Raw genomic sequence first — 17,163 nt, 5'->3', positions numbered from 1 at the left:
CGACCCATGAGCGTTTCTGAGGAACTCCACGTCATCGGCCGCCCGCTCGTCGAGGCGCAGCTCGCCCATCCGACGGTGGCGGGCATCGCGCGGGGAGATCTGCCCGAGCCGGTGTTCCGGTCGTGGCTGGAGCAGGACTACCTGTTCCTGCTCGACTACGTCCGCGTCTTCTCGCGACTCGCCTGGCAGGCCCCGGACGGGCATCTGGGCGACCTGGTGGACCTGGCGCACTCCACCTTCCACGAGGAGCTGAGCCTGCACCGGTCGCTGTCGGCCGAGTTCGGCGCCGACCTCGGCGGGGCGAGGAAGGGCCCGGCCTGCGCGGCGTACACCTCCTTCCTGCTCGACTCCGCGGCCGTCTACGCCGACGGCCTGGCCGCGCTCTACCCCTGCATGTGGGGCTACTCCACGCTCGGCCGCGCCCTGGCGGAGAATCCGCCCGCCGAACCCCGCTACCGCGCCTGGGTCGACACCTACGCCCACCCGGCCTTCGCCGAGCTGACCGGGCGCATCGCGGTGATGATCGACGAGGTGGCGCCGGATCCGGACAGGGCCGGGAAGCTTTTCGCCGAGGGAATGGCTCACGAACTCGCCTTCTGGGACGTGCCCTGACCCCGTCCGCCTCGCTGCCCGGCTGCAGCCGCGGGTCGGGTGACCCGGTAGGGCTGGACGTACCGAATTGGCCTGCTATCAGGGGAAATCGAAGGTCCGGATGAGGGCATCCACGGGGCTTTGCGTCCCATCCGGTGGAGGAGTTGGAACAATGGGCGCATGAGTGTTCCTGAGGTCGAGGCGCAGGCCGTGCCGGATGACGCGTTCCTGCTCGACGTGCGCGAGAACGACGAGTGGCGTGCCGGGCACGCGCCCGGCGCCGTCCACATCCCCCTGGGTGAGCTGCAGTCCCGGGTCGACGAGGTGCCCAAGGGCGCGCCCGTCTACGTGATCTGCCGGGTCGGCGGCCGTTCCGCGAACGCCACCGCCTGGCTCAACCACGTCGGCTGGGACGCGATCAACGTCGGCGGCGGCATGCGGTCCTGGGACGGCGCGGGGCGTCCGATGATCGCCGAGAGCGGCCAGGACCCCTTCGTCGCCTGAGCCGTCCGAACCGCGCGAGGGGGGGAGCCCTCGCCGAGACGTGAGGGGGAGCCTCCGCCGAGACTCTTGCCAAGAAAGGAATGAATGGCATAATCAGGGCGAATGTCTACCGCGGGAGCTCGGGCGTAACCGGGCTGAGAGGGCGGAACCACGCGGAGGGTCTCATCGACCTCCGACGCGCCGCCGACCGCATGAACCTGTCCGGGTAATGCCGGCGTAGGGAGTGTGCGTGATGACGTCTGCCGCCGTTGATTCCAAGGGCTCCGGTGATTCCGGGGACTCCGGTGCGGCCGAGGCGCCCCTCACGCTCGGCGAGGCTCCTCCCAAGGCCCTCGGCGTGCTCGACCAGGGCGCGCTCTGGGCCAACCTGGGTGTCAGCCTGCTCGGGTTCTCCGGCGCGATCGCGCTGATCAATCCGCTCGGCGACCGGCCGCTGAGCTTCGTGGCCGCGATCCTGGCCGCCGTCGTGGGCAGCGTCATCGGTACCGCGATGGTCGGCCTGGCCGCGATTCCCGGGCAGCGGACCGGCGCTCCGGCGATGGTCCTGCTGCGCGGGCTGTTCGGGGCCAGGCTCTCCTACCTGCCGACCGTGCTGAACATCGTCCAGATGCTGGGCTGGGGGGCCTTCGAGCTGTGGGTCATCGCCCAGGGCGCCCAGGCCATCGCCGGATCCTTCGGCGTCGAGGTGCCCTACGCGGTCTGGGTGGTCGTCGCGGGGGTGATCACCACCGCGCTGACCATCCGGCCGCTGGGAGCGGTCCGCCTGCTCCGCAGGTACGTCACCGCCGGCGTGGTGATCTCGATGATCTGGTTCATGGTCGCCCTGTTCCAGCGGGGACCGGCGATCGGCGGCGGATCCTGGGAGGCGTTCGCACCATCGGTCGACTACGTGATCGCGCTGTCGGTCTCGTGGGTGCCGGTCGCGGCGGACTTCGCCCGCTTCTCCCGCTCCGGCAGGGCCGCCTTCACCGGGGTCGTCGGCGGTTACACGATCGCCCAGGTGGCCTGCCTGGTCCTCGGCATCGCGGCGCTCGCGCTGGTCGGCAACGACCCGAACCAGGTCTGGGACCCCTTCGTGGCCGCGGCACTCGGCCCGCTGTTCTTCGGCATCCTGGTGCTGCGCGAGACCGACCAGTCGTTCGTGAACGTCTACTCCACCGCGATGTCGCTGCAGAACCTGCTGCCCCGGCTGGACCGCCGGATCATCTCCGTGGCCATCGGCGTGCTGGTCACCCTGCTCGCGATCTTCGTCAACGCCGAGACCTACACCGGCTTCCTCGGCCTCATCGGGGCGGTCTTCGTGCCGATGTTCGCGGTGCTCGCCGCGGACTACTTCCTGCTCGGCGGCGCCAGGCGCTGGGACATCTCGGAGACCGCGCCCTCGCGCCCGCTCATGGTGCTCCCGTGGGTGCTGGGCTTCGTGACCTGGTGGATGCTCGCCGCGCTGCCGGCCGCCCCGGAGGTCGCGTGGTGGACCTCGTTCTGGAACGGCGCCCGCGACGCGCTCGGCTTCGTCCCGCAGCCGTGGATGAGCGCGTCCGTCGGCGCGTTCCTCGTCGCGGGTCTCGTCACCCTGGGGCTCGGCGCGCTCCGGCGCCGCTCCTGACCACGCCGCCCTACGGCTCGGCTTCCGGTCGTATAGGTGGTCGTGGGCGGTCACAGGGGGCCCCAGGGGGTCCCCCGGGGGAAGGCGGGCTACGCGCCGCCGGGCCCGCCGGGCCCGCGGAGCACGGCGGCGGACTCGATGCGCAGCAGCCGTTCCTTGGCGGCCGAGCCTCCGGCGTACCCGCCGAGGACCGCCTCGCTCTCGACCACCCGGTGGCACGGCACGATGACGCACACCGGGTTGCTGCCCAGCGCGTTGCCGACCGCGCGCAGCGCGCGCGGCCTGCCGATCCGCTCGGCGATCTCGAGGTAGGTCGTCACCGTCCCGTACGGCACCGCGAGCATCATCTGCAGCACGGTCCTGGAGAACTGGGTGGCCAGGCGCAGGTCGACCGGCGTCGTGAAGGCGCGGAGCCTGGCGGAGAAGTAGGCGTCCAGCTCCCGGCGCACCGGGTCGAGCCGCCGGGCGTCCGGCCCGATGAACGTGCCGACCTCCCTGCTGATCCGCTCGAAGACGACGTTCTCGTCCTCGTAGCTGCAGGCCACCACACCCCTGCTCGTCACGGCGAGGGTCAGACGCCCCAGCGGGCCGTCGAGCGTGCCGAACGCGATGTCGGGATGGCTCGTGCCGACGTAGTCGGGCGAGGTCACCCGTAGCAATGCATCGATGTCGCCGGATGACATGGCCCCACCCTTTCGTATCCAGGTGTGTGGTGACCGCAGAGTATCGGACGGATCGCCCGGCCAGTGGCAACACGTGCGGGACGAAAGTGCCAAGATCAGACCGGTTGAGACGGCACTATGGGTGTGTGGTGGACTACAGGGCCGACAGTGACGGGGGCATCGGCCGTGAGGTCGTCGCCGCGGCGCCCAACGCGATCGTCGCCATCGATCGCGAGCAGACGGTCCTCGCCTGGAATCCCGCCGCCGAGCGCCTGTTCGGCTGGTCGGCCGGCGAGATGGTCGGCCGCCGGGTGCCGGTGGTCCCCGAGGAGCTGACGGCCGAGCACAACGCGGTCCTGGAGAAGGTCCGCACCGGCGGCCAGGTCTCGCTGAGGACCAAGCGGTTCCGCCGCGACGGCAGCCTGCTCGACGTGCGGGTCGACACCGCCGCGCTGTCCGCGCCGGACGGCGCCCTCCTCGGCTACGTCAGCGTCTACCACCTGGCCCAGGACGACGAGACCGCCAACGACCGCAACGCCCGCCGGGCGCAGCTCGTCCGCAGGCTCACCGACGTGGTCGCCGACATCAACGCCGAGCTGGAGCTGCCCGCCGTGCTCGACCGGATCGCGGCCAGCCTCGCCGACCTGACCGGGGCCGACGCGGGCGGGTTCGTGATGATCGAGGGTGACCGGCTCCGCCTCGTGGCCTGTCACAACCTGCCCGACTCGATGCGCGACTCGACCGCCGACCTCCGCACCAGCCTGGTCGGCAAGCTGCTGCGCGAGGGCAGGACCGTCCTGCTGGAGACCGGCGACCAGGACCGGCTGGACCGGTTGATCTGGTCGCAACTGCCCGGCCTGCACACCATCGCGCTCGGCCTCGCGGCCATGGGCGGGCGGTCGTACGGCGCGCTGTACGCGCTGTTCGCCAAGCGCAAGGCGGGCCACCTGGAGCTGGAGCTGCTGGAGCTCCTCGCCGGTCACGCGGGCATCGCCGTGGGCAACGCCATGGCCTACCAGGAGGCCGTGCGGCAGCGCGCCCACGAGCGGGCGGTGTTCGACGCCAGCGCCGACGGCATCGCGGTCCTCGACGACACGGGCCGGGTGGTCCAGTGGAACCCGGCCGCCAGCGAGCTGACCGGCTTCCACGCGGCCGAGGTGATCGGCGGGCCGCCGCCGTTCCAGCTGCCGGGGCCGGGGGACAAGCTCAGCATCCAGCTGCCCTCGGGCACCTGGCTGGACGTGCTCTGCGCGGAGATCGTGGAGACGGGCGAGATCGTGGTCGACTTCCGCGACGTCACCCGCGCGAAGGAGCTGGAGGAGGCCAAGGACCTCTTCCTCGCCACCACCAGCCACGAGCTCCGCACGCCGATCACCGTGGTCCGCGGTTTCGCCAGCACGCTCGACAGCCGCTGGGACAGCATGGCCGAGGCCGAGCGACGTGCCGCCGTGCACACCATCGCCGAGCGGGCCCGCTCGCTGGGCCAGCTCATGGACCACCTGCTGCTGGGCTCGCGCGCGGGGGCCGGCGAGCTCACGCTCAGGATCGAGAGCTTCGACCTGGCCGAGCTGGTCCGGGCCGCCACGCTGGGCCTGCCGATCCTGTCGGACCTGCACCGGGTCGAGGTCGACGTCCCCGACGATCTGCCCCCGGTCTCCGGTGACGCGCTGGCCACCGACATCCTGCTGGCCCAGCTGCTGGAGAACGCCTTCAAGTACTCGCCGGACGGTGGCCTGATCAGGGTCGAGGCCTGGGTGGACGGCGACAGGGTGGTGCTGGTGGTGGACGACGAGGGCGTCGGCATCGCCCATGCCAGCAGGGAGCGCGTCTTCGAGCGCTTCGTCCAGGCCGACAGCGGCGACCGCCGCAGGTTCGGCGGGGTCGGCCTCGGCCTCTACATCGTGCGGAGCCTCGCGCGGGCCCAGGGCGGGGACGTCTCGGCGCATCCGCGTCCCTCCGGCGGCACCCGGATGAGGCTGGCCCTTCGTATCGCCGACACGCCGGGCACCCTTACCTGATCGACACGCCGAACCAGTAACGAGTCAGTAACGGATGTGCTGATCTATTGTCGAATGTGCACAAGCTGTAATTGACGCCCGGTTTCCAAGACTATCTAACGGGGCATTTCGGTCGTACTGGGGTGAGTTCCTCAGGGGGGAACAGGCATACGGGGAGGTGAGTGCGTCGAGCGTCGTTCTGTTGCCGTATGCACCGTCCAGCGTCGCTGTCGCACGCCAGCGCCTCTGCTCTGACCTGCAGGAACGGGGTGTGTACGAGACCGCTATCGACGACGCGGTGCTCGTGGTCAGCGAACTGCTGAGCAACGCGCTGCGTCACGCCCACCCGTTGCCGTCAGGACAGATCAAAGTGTCATGGCGCTGGACCGAGGAGCATGTCGAGGTCGCTGTGAGTGACGGTGGCGCGGCCACCGAACCGCGGGCGGGACGCCCGACGCTCTCCTCCCTGGGAGGGCGAGGTCTTGGAATCGTCGAGTATCTGGCCTCCAATTGGGGCGTCAGACACGAAGGGGACATCACCACGGTATGGGCGGTGGTCACGGCGGTCGACACGGTAGGTAACGGCCACGTTTCCACTCCCGAACCCGCTCTCAGGGAATGCGGATAACCCTCTTTCCGGGTTTCGTCCCGCTTCAAATGTCGTGAAGCGGGACGTGACCAGGCACCTCTCCGGCGGGGCGACGTCGTTTCAGGCGTGAAGGCTTTCCGGCGGGCGAGGTCGTTATCGGGCGTGAAGGCTTTCCTGCAGGATGACGCCCTTACCAGGCGTGAAAGTCTTCCGGTGGAATGGCGTCCTTACCAGGCGTGAAGGCTTTCCGGCGCCGGCCACCCCTCCCGCCGATCGGCGGGACGCGATTCTTCCTCGATGTCCGGTACCCGGGTCCCCGAGTGCCCGCCCGCCGCCGACCGCTCGGGCCGGGTCCCGCCGGGCGGCGTCGTCCGCGGGCGGTCACGCGGCCCCGGCCCGCGGAGCGGTCCTGACCTGGCGACATCGGCGAGAAGGCGCGCGGTGGACGTGAAACGTTCACGGGACGCCGGCGCTCCCCGGCCGGTCCGGACCGGTGGACCCCGATCCGGACCGGTGGACTCCTAAGACGCCCGCGTCCGTCCCCTGACTCTCCACCGTCTCCCTCCTTGCCGTCTCTCCGCCGACGCAGGAACGCCGGAGGCCCGCCCCGCCCTCACCCCCCGGCGAGCGCCGGACGGTGCAGCACGGCCTTCTCCCCGGCCGTCCAGGCCGTCGTGACGAGGAGATAGACCCCCGCCGCGAGCGGCAGCACCGCGGCGACCAGGACGGTCCCGTACGGCAGCAGGGGCAGTATCCGGCGCAGCGCCGCGGGCTGCACGTCCTCGCTCATCGTGCGCCGCATCCGGCGGGACGTGATCCACGCCACGGCGACGAGCAGCAGGAAGAGCCCGGCGAAGACCAGGGTCGGGCCGCTGAACAGCCCGAATCCGGCCACCGTGCCCGCGAACTGCTGACCGAGCGGCACCCCCAGGAGCCCGTGGGTCAGGAGCGCGTTGGCCTGCCCGGCGATCGTCGAGGAGATGAACACCTGGTACGTCACCATGAGGAACGGCATCTGCGCCACGGACGGCAGGCACCCGGCCAGCGGTGAGGTCTTCTCCCTGGCGTAGAGGGCGGCCAGTCCCCGCTGGAGCCGCTCGGGGTTGCGGCCGTGGCGCTTCTTGAGCCTCTGGAGCTCCGGGGCGAGGCGTACCCTGGCCCGCTCGCCCCTGGCCTGCATGACACTGAGCGGGAGCAGCAGCAGCCGGACGAGGACGGTGAACACGACGATCGCCGGTGCGGTGGAGCCCAGCGGCTCGGCGAGCGCGGCGATGAGGCCGGCGGTGAACGCGATGACGGGGTCGAACATGGAAGGGCCCTTCTGAGCGGAGTGGAGACGGCACAGAAGGCGCCCGCGAACCGCGGGGTCTTTCCCGGGACGCGTACGCGCGGCGCACGGCGGCCGGTGGCCGCGAGGGCACGGTGATCACGTGTGTACACGGTGATCACGCGCGTGCGGGGCATGCCGGTCACGTGTGCGCGGGGCACGCGGGGATCGCGAGAGGTCGCGGAGGATTACGCGGGCGCCGGGCCCGCGGAGGGTGCTCTGGGCCGGGATCTCCCGGCCGCGTCGGGGTCGCGCTGCCGGACGAACATCGTCCGTCTGGCCCGGTCGCGCCGGGACATCGGCGACCGTGACTCCGTACCCGAGGTGACAGGCGCCGGGCGCAGCGCCCAGGCGAGCAGGAGCACGCCCAGCCCGACCACGGCGGCGGCCGTCAGGACACCGCCGCCGTCGAACATCCAGACCGCCAGGGTCTGGACGGCGAGCAGCAGGTTCACTTCTTGAACTTGGCCACCGCGGTGACCAGCGCGACGACCACGAAGGCCACCACCGCCAGGACGAGCGCGAACTTCAGCAGCCCGAAGAGGGCGGGCAGCACGAACCCGAACACCACGTAGAGCGCGAGCAGGACGCCCAGAACTCCCAGCACGATACGACTCATGCGGCCCACCGTACGCCGGGCGGGGCGACGGCGGGCGCCTTGATCGTAACGATGGTCATAACGATCGAGTGCTTACGGACCGGTGACACGGCTTAGGGATCGTCCCCTCGCGGGCCTACCGTGGGGGCCATGAGTGCGCGGATTCTGGTGGTCGACGACGATTCGATGGTGGCCGAGGTGGTGGCCCGCTACCTGGAACGCGACGGTCACGTGGTCGAGTGCGTCGGAGACGGCGCCGAGGCGCTCAGACGCGCGCTGGCCAATCCGCCCGACCTGATGGTGCTCGACCTGATGCTTCCCAAGATGGACGGCCTCCAGGTCTGCAAGAAGCTCAGGGAGCGGTGGCCGGTTCCGGTGATCATGTTGACCGCGCTCGGCGACGAGCTGGACAGGGTCGTCGGCCTGGAGACCGGCGCCGACGACTACGTCACGAAGCCCTTCAGCCCCCGGGAGCTGGCGTTGCGCGTGCAGTCCGTGCTGCGGCGGGCGCGCGGGTCCTCCCTGCCGGCCGGTACCGGCGTGCTCAGGGACGGCGAGCTGGCGGTCGACGTCGGTGCCCACGAGGTGCGGCTCCGCGGTGACGAGATCATGCTGACCGCCCGCGAGTTCGACCTCCTCGCCCACCTGATGCGCAACCCCCGCCAGGCCTTCAGTCGCTCCGCCCTGCTCGACCAGGTCTGGGGCTGGTCCTTCGGCGACTCGTCCACGGTGACCGTCCACGTCCGCCGCCTCCGCGAGAAGATCGAGCCCGACCCGACCGACCCCCGGCGCATCGTCACCGTGTGGGGCGTCGGCTACCGCTACGAACCGCTGGCGGAGCCGTGATCCCGGAGATCCTGCTGATCGTCGCGGTCACCGCCGGGCTCGGCCTGCTGATCGCGCTGGCCGGGCTGGGCACGATGCGGCTGCTGCGCGAGCGGTCGATCGGCGTGATGCTCGCGGTGGTCGTCGTGGTGACCGTCATGGCGACGGTCGGCGGCATGACGGCCCTCACCCTGAAAATGATCATCGAGGGGACGTTGAGGGACATCGTGCTCAGCGTCGTCGCCGTGAGCGGCCTGGTCGGGCTGGGCGTCGCGACGGTGCTCTCGCGCCGGGTCGTGGCGGCCAGCCGCAGGCTCGTCGACGCCGTGCACGCCGTACCGGCCTCGGGGGAGTTCACGCCCCCCGAGGGACTGCCCGCGGAGCTCGGCACGATCGCCGGGAGCCTGGACCAGGCCTACCGGCGGCTGCGCCTCGGCCATGAGCGCGAGCGCGCCCTGGAGAGCGCCCGCCGTGAGCTCGTCTCCTGGGTCAGCCACGACCTGCGCACCCCGCTGGCGGGCATGCGGGCCATGGCCGAGGCCCTGGAGGACGGGGTGGTCGCCGATCCGGAGACCGTCGGCCGCTACCACCGGCAGATCCTCCTGGAGGTGGACCGGATGTCGGGCATGGTCGACGACCTGTTCGAGCTGTCCAGGATCCACGCGGGGACGCTGCGCCTGTCGCGCGACCGGATCGGCCTCGGCGACCTGGTCGCCGACGCGCTGGCCGGGGTGGAGGAGCTGGCCAGGGGCAAGGCAGTGCGGCTGAGCGGTGAGGTCGGCCCGGTGGTCCCCGTGCAGGCCGACGCGGCCCAGCTCTCCCGGGCGCTGCGCAACCTGGTGGTCAACGCGATCAGGCACACTCCGGGCGACGGCGCGGTCGTGGTCCGCGCCTCGGTCGAGGACGACACCGCCTGCCTGTCCGTCGCCGACGGCTGCGGCGGCATCCCGGCCGACGACCTGCCCCGCGTCTTCGACGTCGCCTTCCGCGGCGAGACGGCTCGTACTCCCAGCGCCGACGGCGCCGGGGCGGGTCTCGGCCTGGCGATCGCGCGCGGCATCGTCGAGGCTCACGAGGGGGCGATCGGCGTCGTCAACTCCGGCCCCGGCTGCCGCTTCGAGATCCGCCTGCCGCTCTCCGCCTGAGCGGCCCGGCCGGTCCTGCCGGGTCCTGTCCGGTCCGGGCGGACACCGGTGAGCGCGGAACGCGGGGCGGGCGGGCGGCGGGCGGTCAGCTCGCGCCGGTGCCGTTGGAACCGGTGTTGCCGGCGGCGGTGCCGTTGGCGGTCGGCGCGGGCGTGACGTGGCTCGTGGTGCCCTGCGGGCCCTCGGGCCTCACGGAGACCATGAGGGTCATCTGCGCGCACTCGCCGCCCTCGGTGTCGGGTTCGACGTGCTGGCAGGAGGTCAGCCTCCTGGTGGTGCCGAGGGACTCCACCATCGCCCGGAACGTCGGGCACGGCCAGCGCCACATGCAGCTGCGGCAGCGCAGGATCGGATGCGCGGCGTCGCTGGTGATGCCGCCCGCGTCGCGCGGCTGGTGCAGGTCGAGCAGCCTGACGCCGAGCGTGGCGAAGTCGAGGAGCTCTTCGCGCGCTCCCTCGAGGAAGTCGAGGTCCTCGGTCGACAGGCGGGTTCTGATCGGGACGTATCCCTCGTGGTTCACCAGGCTGCGCAGTGAACTCGCCGCGTCGCGCCACGAGGTGGCCTTGTCGGTGCGAGTGATCATGGACTCCAGGTGCTCCCGGAGCCGCTGTCGCTGGAGATCCTCAGGTAGGTCGGTGTTCATGGGTGCGTTCGAGCCCGTTTCTTGTAACTCAACGGCCGCCACTGACGTAGCGCAGCGACGATCGGGAGGCGCCGGGTCTCCTCCCCTTTCCGGCCAAGCCGGTGTTGCTTAGTGTCAAGCTTCGCGCACTCAGGGTTTCCGTGAGGCGGAAACGGGGGACAAAGGGCGGACGACTCGGGTTGTTCAAGAGAACGTGACCAGCGGCTCTCGCGCCGCTAGTGTGCCCGCTGTGGAGCTAAAAGTCTCAACTCGATCTCATGCCGGGCACACCGTCGTGACCATCGTTGGCGAAATCGACCTATATACCGCGCCTCGCCTGCAGGCCGAGTTCACTCGGTTGCTTGGGCAGAGCCAGACCATGCTTGTCGTCCTCGACATGTCCGCCGTGGAGTTCTGTGACTCCACCGGCATGAACGTGCTGCTCTCCGCGCTCAAGCGACTGCGCGAGCGGGGTGGCACGCTGGAGGTGGCGGCGCCCCGGCCGGCCGTACGCAAGATTTTGCAGGTCACCGGCCTCGACTCCGTCTTCGTCGTGCACGAGACGTTGCCGGAGAAGCTGCTGACCTCCGACTCCCAAGGATGACGTCCTCCCCACGGCTGATGCCCGGGGTCTCCACAATGGAGGTGTTCGATGACCGGCACGGCGGCGATCATTCCCGCCAAGGATGAGGGCGACAGGATCGGGGCCACCGTGGCCGCGGTCCTGGCGCTGCCCGGCGTCGATCTCGTCGTGGTCGTCGACGACGGCTCCGTCGACCAGACGGGGCGGGTGGCCAAGGCCGCCGGGGCCCGGGTCGTGCGGCACAGTCACAACCGGGGAAAGGCCGCCGCCATGGAGAGCGGCGCTCACGCCGTACGCCTGCTCGACGGCGAGGAACCCCGGCACCTGCTGTTCCTCGACGCCGACCTGGGCGAGACCGCCCGTACGGCCGTTCCGCTGATCGAACCGGTCGCGGCGGGCGAGGCCGACATGACGATCGCCGTCTTCGTCACCCGCGTGAAGCTCGGCGGCCACGGGTTCGTCGTGAGGCTCGCGCGCGAGGGCGTCGAGCGCGCCACCGGCTGGACGCCCGCCCAGCCGCTCAACGGGCAGCGTTGCCTGACCCGGGCGGCCTTCGAAGCCGCCCGGCCGCTGGCGCGCGGCTTCGGCGTGGAGACCGGTCTCACGATCGACCTGCTCAGGAAGGGCTTTCGCGTGCGCGAGGTCCCGGTCGAGATGGCACACCGGGCCACCGGCACCGACTGGAAGGCCCAGATCCACCGGGCCAGGCAGTTCCGCGACGTCGCCCGCGCCCTCCTGGCACGCCGCTGACCCCGGCCGGCCTCCGCGGCACCACCCGGTTCACCGGTGTCGCACCGGGCCCCGCACCGGGCCCCGCACCGGGCACTGCACCGTGCACCGTGCCGGGTGTGCTGGAATTTGCGGGTGACTCGGGATGCGTCGGTCGTCGACGAGAGGCGGAGTCCCGCCGGCGATACGCCGCGGGGGCTCGACGTGGCCGCGTTCGGAGCCGTGGGGCTCTCGGTGGCGACCACGGTCCTGATCGGGCTGCTGGGCCCCTCGGCCATGGTCCCGAGGTTGCCCGGGCCCTCCTGGCACCCTCCGTACTCGCTGGAGGCCCACCCCGGCGCCCATCTGGTCATCGCCCTGGGCGCCGCCGCGATCGTGCTGGGCGGGCTCGGCCTCGCCGCCGCGCTCAGGTCCCGGTGGCGGCCCGACCCGCGCCGGCTGCTCTACGCCGGTTGCGCGGTGGCGGGCCTGCTCGCCTTCCTGCCGCCCTCCGGCTCGGCCGACCACCTCAACTACGCCGCGTACGGCCGCCTGGTCACGCTCGGCCAGAACCCGTACGCGATCACCCCCGCCGCGCTCCCGGGCGACCCGGTCACCGGCGCGGTGGAGGAGTGGGCCGGTGTGACCAGCGTCTACGGCCCGGTCGCCACCGCGGTGCAGGCGCTGGCGAGTTTCGTGGGCGGCGACTCGGCCAGGCTGACGGTCTTCGCGATGGCCGTCGTCAACGCGGCGGCGTTCATCGGCACGGCGCTGCTGCTGCACCGCTTCGCCAGAGGGAACGCCGAGCTCCAGCGGCGGGCGGCGCTGCTGTGGACGGTCAACCCGCTGATGATCTACCACCTGGCCGCCGGGATGCACGTCGACACCCTCGCCATCGCCTGCATGGTCGCCGCGCTCACGGTTCGCGGGGCCGCCTCGGGGCTGCTGCTCGGGGTGGGCATCGGGGTCAAGCTCAACGCCGGGCTCGTCGCCCTCGGACCGGCGTGGGAGCTGCGCCGCTCGCCGGGCAGGCTCGCCGTGGTGGCGGGGACCGCGACGGCCACCGTGGTGGCGATCTACGCCGTCGCCGGGCCGCACGTGCTCGACCAGGTGAGCGCCGCCAGCAGGAAGGTCTCCCTCGCCACGCCCTGGCAGCTCGTCAAGGTGGGGCTGCAGTCGCTCTTCGGGCCGGGCGCGTACTCGGCCTGGATCCAGATCGGATCCCTGCTCCTGATGGCCTGCCTGGCCTGGCTGGTGCTGCGGGCGCTGGGGGCGTCGGGGTCGCCGGGGACGCCGGGGACGCCGGAGATGCAGCCCGCCGGTACCGCGCCCGCCGTCGCCGCCGCGATGGTGGTCGCCTGGCTGTTCGCCGCGCCGTACGCGCTGCCCTGGTACGACGGGCTGGCCTTCGCGCTGCTGGCCCTGGCGTCCTGGCCCGCGCTGGAGGCGTTCATGGTGGCCAGGGTCGTCGTGCTGTCGCTGGGCTATCTCCCGGCCAGGGAGGCACTGCGGCCCGACGACCTGCTCTGGACGAAGACCCTGCTCAGGGAGACGGTGGTGCCGTGGACGCTGCTGGCACTGACGGTCGCCCTGGCGTGGTGGGCGGCGAGAGCCGGACGGCGCGCACGCAGGCGGCCAGCGTCAGCGGCACAGCGACCGTGAGGGCCATGGCCGGGATCGCGATGCCCGAGTCGTTCATCAGGAAACCGATCAGCGCGCAGGCCAGCGCCCCGATCAGCCCGGCGCGCAGCGCGGGCGCGAGCGCGTAGGCCCGGCCCAGGGCCGACGCGCCCCACCGCGACGGGCGGTCGAGCACCAGGAACAGGAACGCCAGCGCGACCAGCGTGAGCAGCGACAGCGACCAGTTGCCGACCGTGACCCCGATCATCGCGCCGAACTTGCGGCCGACCACGGTCCAGGCCTCCCCGTCCAGCACCTGCTGCACGAAGGCGCCCAGGTGGGTGCGCTGTTCGGCGGGCCGCAGCCAGTCGGCCACCGCTATGGCGCCGATCAGCAGGCCGCCCGCGAGGCCGACCAGGACCAGCCTGACCGGCGAGACCCGCCCGCCGGACAGCAGGATCAGGAAGACCGCGACCCCGACCAGGAAGGCCGGGACCCCGCCGAAGTCGGCACCCCACGCGGGCCAGCCGTCGGCGAACACCGCCAGCCCCCCGTACGCCGCGCACACCGTGAGCGCGAGCGAGCGCCGGCCGCGCGAGATCAGCCACTGGGCGATCCCGGCGAGGGCCAGGATCGTGCCGGCGGAGTAGACGGCGAAGGCGATGTTGCTGAAACCGTAGAAGCGTCCGCCGGTGACCGGCTCGTAGCCGGTGACCGCGTTCACCTGCAGCGTCGAGCCGTTCATCACGTCGGCCAGCAGCGCCACCGAGGTGACGGCGGCGACCACCGTCAGCGGGCCGAGCGGGTGCGTCCGCCACGGGCCGGCGAGCGCCACCCCGGCGACCGCGCAGGCGAAGCCGAGGATGGTCACGATCACCCAGAACATCGGCGCGGGCAGGCTCCACCAGGGGACCAGCTGCGCCAGGAAGGTGGAGACCGCGATCGCCCCGCTGACCACGGCGACGACCCGGACGGCCGTCAGGGCGCGGGAGCCGCCCCAGCCCCGGCGGATCGCGGCGGCGGCCAGCAGGTAGAACAGGATCTGGACCGCCACGAACACCGCGAAGAACGGTCCCCTCACCTCGCGCAGCACCTGGCTCGCCAGGTCGTCGTCGGCCAGCTTCCCGGCCGTCGCGGCGACCGGCTCCCCGCTCGGCACGTCGCCCAGCCAGGGGCGTCCCACGACCCCTTTGGGGATCTGCATGTTCAGCAGGCCGATCGCGGTGGCGGTCAGGTCGGTGTTCGTGACCAGGCCGTCCTGGCGGGTGGAGGTGGCGGTGAGGTAGCCGCGCGCGTACGTTCCCCCGTCGGGGGACGGGCCCCGGGCGATCGCCACGTGCAGGTGGGGCATCACCGAGGTGTCGGCCAGGCCCCCGACCAGGACCGTGGTCTCCGTCCCGGGCGACGGGGTCCCGCGTGACGGGGGCAGGCGGTCGAGGACCGCGCCCACCACGCGGTCGGCCCCGGCCACGGCCTCCCGCCTGGCCTCGCCGGTCATCCCGTCCCCGGTGCCGTCCGCGGTGCCGTCCGGGGAGGGGCCGGTCCAGGCCCTGGTGAGGTCGTCGGCCTCGACCACGATCAGGCCGTACGGGGACAGGTCGCCCAGTTGCTCGATGCTCGCCGCGTATTTCCCGATTTTTCCTGACTTGTTGGCGGCGGCCAGGGCGGCTCCCGGCCCGACGGCGGCCACCTTCAGGCCCGCCCCGGTCGCGAGCTCGCCCAGCTGCCCGAGAACCGGCCGGTAGGAGGTGGCGGCGTTGAAAGCGGCCAGCTCGGCCCAGCCGGGCACGCTCGCCCCGCCGCCGGGGGCCGGCTCCGGCGGGCGCGGGGGCTCGCAGCCCGCACCGGGCGCGCCCGCGCGCTGGCCGGCCGAGACCGTCAGCCAGCCCGCCACCGGGCAGGTGATCCCCCGGTCGGGCGGCGGGACCGCCCGGGTGGACATGGACGCGGAACCGCCCTCGCCCACCAGCCTCCACAGGTTCGGGGTCCGCTCCCGGTCCAGGTCACCCCACTCCAGGCCCGGTATCCCGACGATCACCACCTTCTCGGGAAGCGTCCTCGCCGAGGCGCCCGTCGTACCGGCACCGAGGGTGGCCGGAGCGCCTGGAGCGCCGGAGGCGGCGAAGGACTTCGAGGCGCCCGGGACGCCGAGGAGGACGCAGAGCACGGCCAGCAGCACGGTCAGCAGCAGGGACGGCAGCAGGGACGCGGCGGCCGGAGCGGTCCTGGCGACCCGGTGGAGCGCCGGTCGCGTCGCGGTCCCCCCGGTGGCCGGGCGCGCGGTCCCGTGACCGCGGTGTGCCGAAGCCATCCGGTTCCCCCTGTCCGTATCCGCCGGGCGGCCGTTTTCCCGGCCCCACGGTAACCTGCCTGCTCGTGAGGACTGGCGAGGTGACCACGACCGAGCGGCGCCCCCCGACGTGGCTGTCATGGCTGTCGTGGCTGCCCGCGTTGCTGCTCGTCGCCGCCGCGGTGGCCCCGCTGGTGCTCTACTGGCTGGGCAACGTGGACGACCAGCGCCTGGTCGACCTCGATGTTTACCGTACCGGCGGAGCGGCGATCCTGGAGGGCCGGCCCGTTTACGGGTTCATCACTCCCGCGCCGCAGCTGCTGCCCTTCACCTACCCACCGGTGGCGGCGCTGCTGGCCACGCCGCTGGCGGTGATGTCCTGGACGGCGGCGCAGTGGGCGTGGACCGCGTTGATCTTCCTGACGCTGGCGGTCACCGTCCGGCTCTCCTTCCGCGCCGTGCTCGGAGGCCCGGAGGCCGTTCCCGGTGCGGCCGTCGCGGGCCCGGGCGCCGCCTCCGGTGCGCCCGCCGGAGACGCGGCGCGCACAACGGGGACGTTCGAGGGCGTACGCGCCCGGCTGGGCGGGCTCGCCAGGTTCGGCGAGGGCGGCGAGGGCGGAGCGGGCCGCCTGTGGACGCCGCTGTTGTTCGCCGCCCTGATGATCGCGTGCACCTACCTGATGCCGATCAGGGACCAGGTCCGCTTCGGCCAGGTGGACATCCTGCTCGTCGCGCTCTGCCTGGCCGACTGCGTGGCCCGGCGTCCGGTGTGGCCGCGCGGCATGCTGATCGGCCTGGCCACCGCGGTCAAGCTCACCCCGGGCGTCTTCCTGATCTACCTTCTCATCGTCGGTTTCGGGCCCGGCGCGAGGCGGGAGCAGCGCGGCACCTTTTTCGTGGCCGCGCTCACCGCGGCGCTGCTGACCCTGCTGCCGTTCCTGGTGATCCCGGCGGACGCCGCCGACTTCTGGTTCCGCGCGCTGCTCGATCCCGAGCGGCTCGGTGCCAACGCCGCGACCACCAACCAGTCGATGCGCGGCATGCTGATCCGCCTCTACCTGCCCGACGTGCTGACGAGCCTGCTCTGGGTGGCGCTGGTCGCGGTGGTCGCCTGGTACGGCTTCCGCCACGCCCGCAGGGCCCTGCTCGACGGGCACCTCGTGGCGGGGGTCGCCCTGGTCGGGCTGATGGCCGTACTGCTGTCGCCGGTCGCCTGGATCCATCATCTGGCCTGGGTGGTCGTGGTGCTCGGCGCGCTGGCCGGTGACGGGCGCGACCCGGTCAGGCTCCGGGTGGCCGCAGGGGTCTGGCTCTACTACGTGCTGCCGATCCCCTGGTGGGGGGTGACGATCAAGGCCGCGGAGATCCCGGTGCTCAGCCCCGTGCTGGGCAAGATCGTGCAGAACGGGTTCGGCCTGGGCGCGCTGGCCCTGGTCTGGTTGCTGGGGGTATGGCTGCCCAGGCGGAGAGAGGCGTTCCGGGCGCTCTCCTGACGG

17 protein-coding genes and 1 riboswitch are annotated in these 17,163 nt (G+C 72.2%); of the genes, 11 read left to right on the top strand and 6 right to left on the bottom strand.

The window, feature by feature from the left end:
* The first annotated feature begins 6 nt into the window (after nucleotides 1-6).
* From ACTOQ3_RS22390 to ACTOQ3_RS22380, 3 genes are all read left to right on the top strand, one after another.
* Nucleotides 7-612 (top strand): TenA family protein, encoded by a 606-nt coding sequence (locus ACTOQ3_RS22390; RefSeq protein WP_440085292.1) that lies wholly within the window; start codon nucleotides 7-9, stop codon nucleotides 610-612.
* Between the two features lie 159 nt (nucleotides 613-771).
* Nucleotides 772-1,095, top strand: coding sequence for a rhodanese-like domain-containing protein (locus ACTOQ3_RS22385; RefSeq protein ID WP_362688508.1), 324 nt, complete (start codon nucleotides 772-774; stop codon nucleotides 1,093-1,095).
* Between the two features lie 101 nt (nucleotides 1,096-1,196).
* Nucleotides 1,197-1,336, top strand: a riboswitch (TPP riboswitch).
* A complete protein-coding gene (locus ACTOQ3_RS22380) occupies nucleotides 1,328-2,701 on the top strand; it encodes a purine-cytosine permease family protein (RefSeq protein WP_440085291.1) in 1,374 nt (457 codons plus the stop codon). (Overlaps the previous riboswitch by 9 nt.)
* Before the next feature lie 89 nt (nucleotides 2,702-2,790).
* Here ACTOQ3_RS22380 and ACTOQ3_RS22375 read toward each other — a convergent pair whose 3' ends face one another.
* Nucleotides 2,791-3,384, bottom strand: a complete 594-nt coding sequence (locus ACTOQ3_RS22375; RefSeq protein WP_440085290.1) for a methylated-DNA--[protein]-cysteine S-methyltransferase — start codon at nucleotides 3,382-3,384, stop codon at nucleotides 2,791-2,793.
* A gap of 125 nt (nucleotides 3,385-3,509) precedes the next feature.
* Between ACTOQ3_RS22375 and ACTOQ3_RS22370 the strand changes: the two genes are divergently transcribed.
* Entirely contained in the window at nucleotides 3,510-5,381 is a 1,872-nt protein-coding gene (locus ACTOQ3_RS22370; protein WP_440085289.1) for a PAS domain S-box protein, read from the top strand.
* A gap of 157 nt (nucleotides 5,382-5,538) precedes the next feature.
* Nucleotides 5,539-5,988, top strand: coding sequence for an ATP-binding protein (locus tag ACTOQ3_RS22365; RefSeq protein ID WP_440085288.1), 450 nt, complete (start codon nucleotides 5,539-5,541; stop codon nucleotides 5,986-5,988).
* A 574-nt stretch (nucleotides 5,989-6,562) separates the two neighbouring features.
* Here the strand turns inward: ACTOQ3_RS22365 and ACTOQ3_RS22360 are convergent.
* The 3 genes from ACTOQ3_RS22360 to ACTOQ3_RS22350 all read right to left on the bottom strand — a co-directional run bounded on the left by ACTOQ3_RS22360 (nucleotide 6,563) and on the right by ACTOQ3_RS22350 (nucleotide 7,895).
* On the bottom strand, nucleotides 6,563-7,258 hold the full coding sequence (locus ACTOQ3_RS22360; RefSeq protein WP_440085287.1) for a YidC/Oxa1 family membrane protein insertase: 696 nt from the start codon (nucleotides 7,256-7,258) through the stop codon (nucleotides 6,563-6,565).
* Between the two features lie 206 nt (nucleotides 7,259-7,464).
* On the bottom strand, nucleotides 7,465-7,731 hold the full coding sequence (locus ACTOQ3_RS22355; protein WP_440069638.1) for a DUF6412 domain-containing protein: 267 nt from the start codon (nucleotides 7,729-7,731) through the stop codon (nucleotides 7,465-7,467).
* On the bottom strand, nucleotides 7,728-7,895 hold the full coding sequence (locus tag ACTOQ3_RS22350; RefSeq protein WP_344915193.1) for a hypothetical protein: 168 nt from the start codon (nucleotides 7,893-7,895) through the stop codon (nucleotides 7,728-7,730). The genes ACTOQ3_RS22355 and ACTOQ3_RS22350 overlap by 4 nt, the downstream gene beginning before the upstream one ends.
* A 129-nt stretch (nucleotides 7,896-8,024) precedes the next feature.
* On the opposite strand from ACTOQ3_RS22350, the gene ACTOQ3_RS22345 reads away from it, so the two are divergent.
* A complete protein-coding gene (locus tag ACTOQ3_RS22345) occupies nucleotides 8,025-8,720 on the top strand; it encodes a response regulator transcription factor (protein ID WP_440085286.1) in 696 nt (231 codons plus the stop codon).
* Entirely contained in the window at nucleotides 8,717-9,844 is a 1,128-nt protein-coding gene (locus tag ACTOQ3_RS22340; protein ID WP_440085285.1) for a sensor histidine kinase, read from the top strand. Before ACTOQ3_RS22345 ends, ACTOQ3_RS22340 begins: the two co-directional genes overlap by 4 nt.
* A gap of 85 nt (nucleotides 9,845-9,929) precedes the next feature.
* On the opposite strand, the gene ACTOQ3_RS22335 is transcribed toward ACTOQ3_RS22340, so the two are convergent.
* Nucleotides 9,930-10,487, bottom strand: coding sequence for a hypothetical protein (locus tag ACTOQ3_RS22335; protein WP_440085284.1), 558 nt, complete (start codon nucleotides 10,485-10,487; stop codon nucleotides 9,930-9,932).
* Nucleotides 10,488-10,716: 229 nt separating this feature from the next.
* Between ACTOQ3_RS22335 and ACTOQ3_RS22330 the strand changes: the two genes are divergently transcribed.
* From ACTOQ3_RS22330 to mptB, 3 genes are all read left to right on the top strand, one after another.
* Nucleotides 10,717-11,070 carry an STAS domain-containing protein gene (locus ACTOQ3_RS22330; protein ID WP_329088376.1) on the top strand — a complete coding sequence of 118 codons (354 nt, stop codon included), beginning with the start codon at nucleotides 10,717-10,719 and terminating at the stop codon, nucleotides 11,068-11,070.
* A gap of 48 nt (nucleotides 11,071-11,118) precedes the next feature.
* Entirely contained in the window at nucleotides 11,119-11,799 is a 681-nt protein-coding gene (locus ACTOQ3_RS22325) for a glycosyltransferase family 2 protein (protein WP_440069628.1), read from the top strand.
* 114 nt (nucleotides 11,800-11,913) lie between these two features.
* Nucleotides 11,914-13,419 carry a polyprenol phosphomannose-dependent alpha 1,6 mannosyltransferase MptB gene (mptB, locus tag ACTOQ3_RS22320; RefSeq protein ID WP_440085283.1) on the top strand — a complete coding sequence of 502 codons (1,506 nt, stop codon included), beginning with the start codon at nucleotides 11,914-11,916 and terminating at the stop codon, nucleotides 13,417-13,419.
* Here mptB and ACTOQ3_RS22315 read toward each other — a convergent pair.
* Entirely contained in the window at nucleotides 13,301-15,688 is a 2,388-nt protein-coding gene (locus ACTOQ3_RS22315) for a hypothetical protein (protein WP_440085282.1), read from the bottom strand. The two genes, mptB and ACTOQ3_RS22315, sit on opposite strands and share 119 nt — an antisense overlap.
* A gap of 80 nt (nucleotides 15,689-15,768) precedes the next feature.
* Between ACTOQ3_RS22315 and ACTOQ3_RS22310 the strand changes: the two genes are divergently transcribed.
* Nucleotides 15,769-17,160: a glycosyltransferase 87 family protein gene (locus tag ACTOQ3_RS22310; protein WP_440085281.1), complete on the top strand. Its 1,392-nt coding sequence runs from the start codon at nucleotides 15,769-15,771 to the stop codon at nucleotides 17,158-17,160.
* Nucleotides 17,161-17,163: the final 3 nt, after the last annotated feature.

Source organism: Streptosporangium sp. LJ11 (genome assembly GCF_051918945.1).
GTDB lineage: Bacteria > Actinomycetota > Actinomycetes > Streptosporangiales > Streptosporangiaceae > Streptosporangium.
This window is presented reverse-complemented; position numbering and strand designations above follow the sequence as displayed.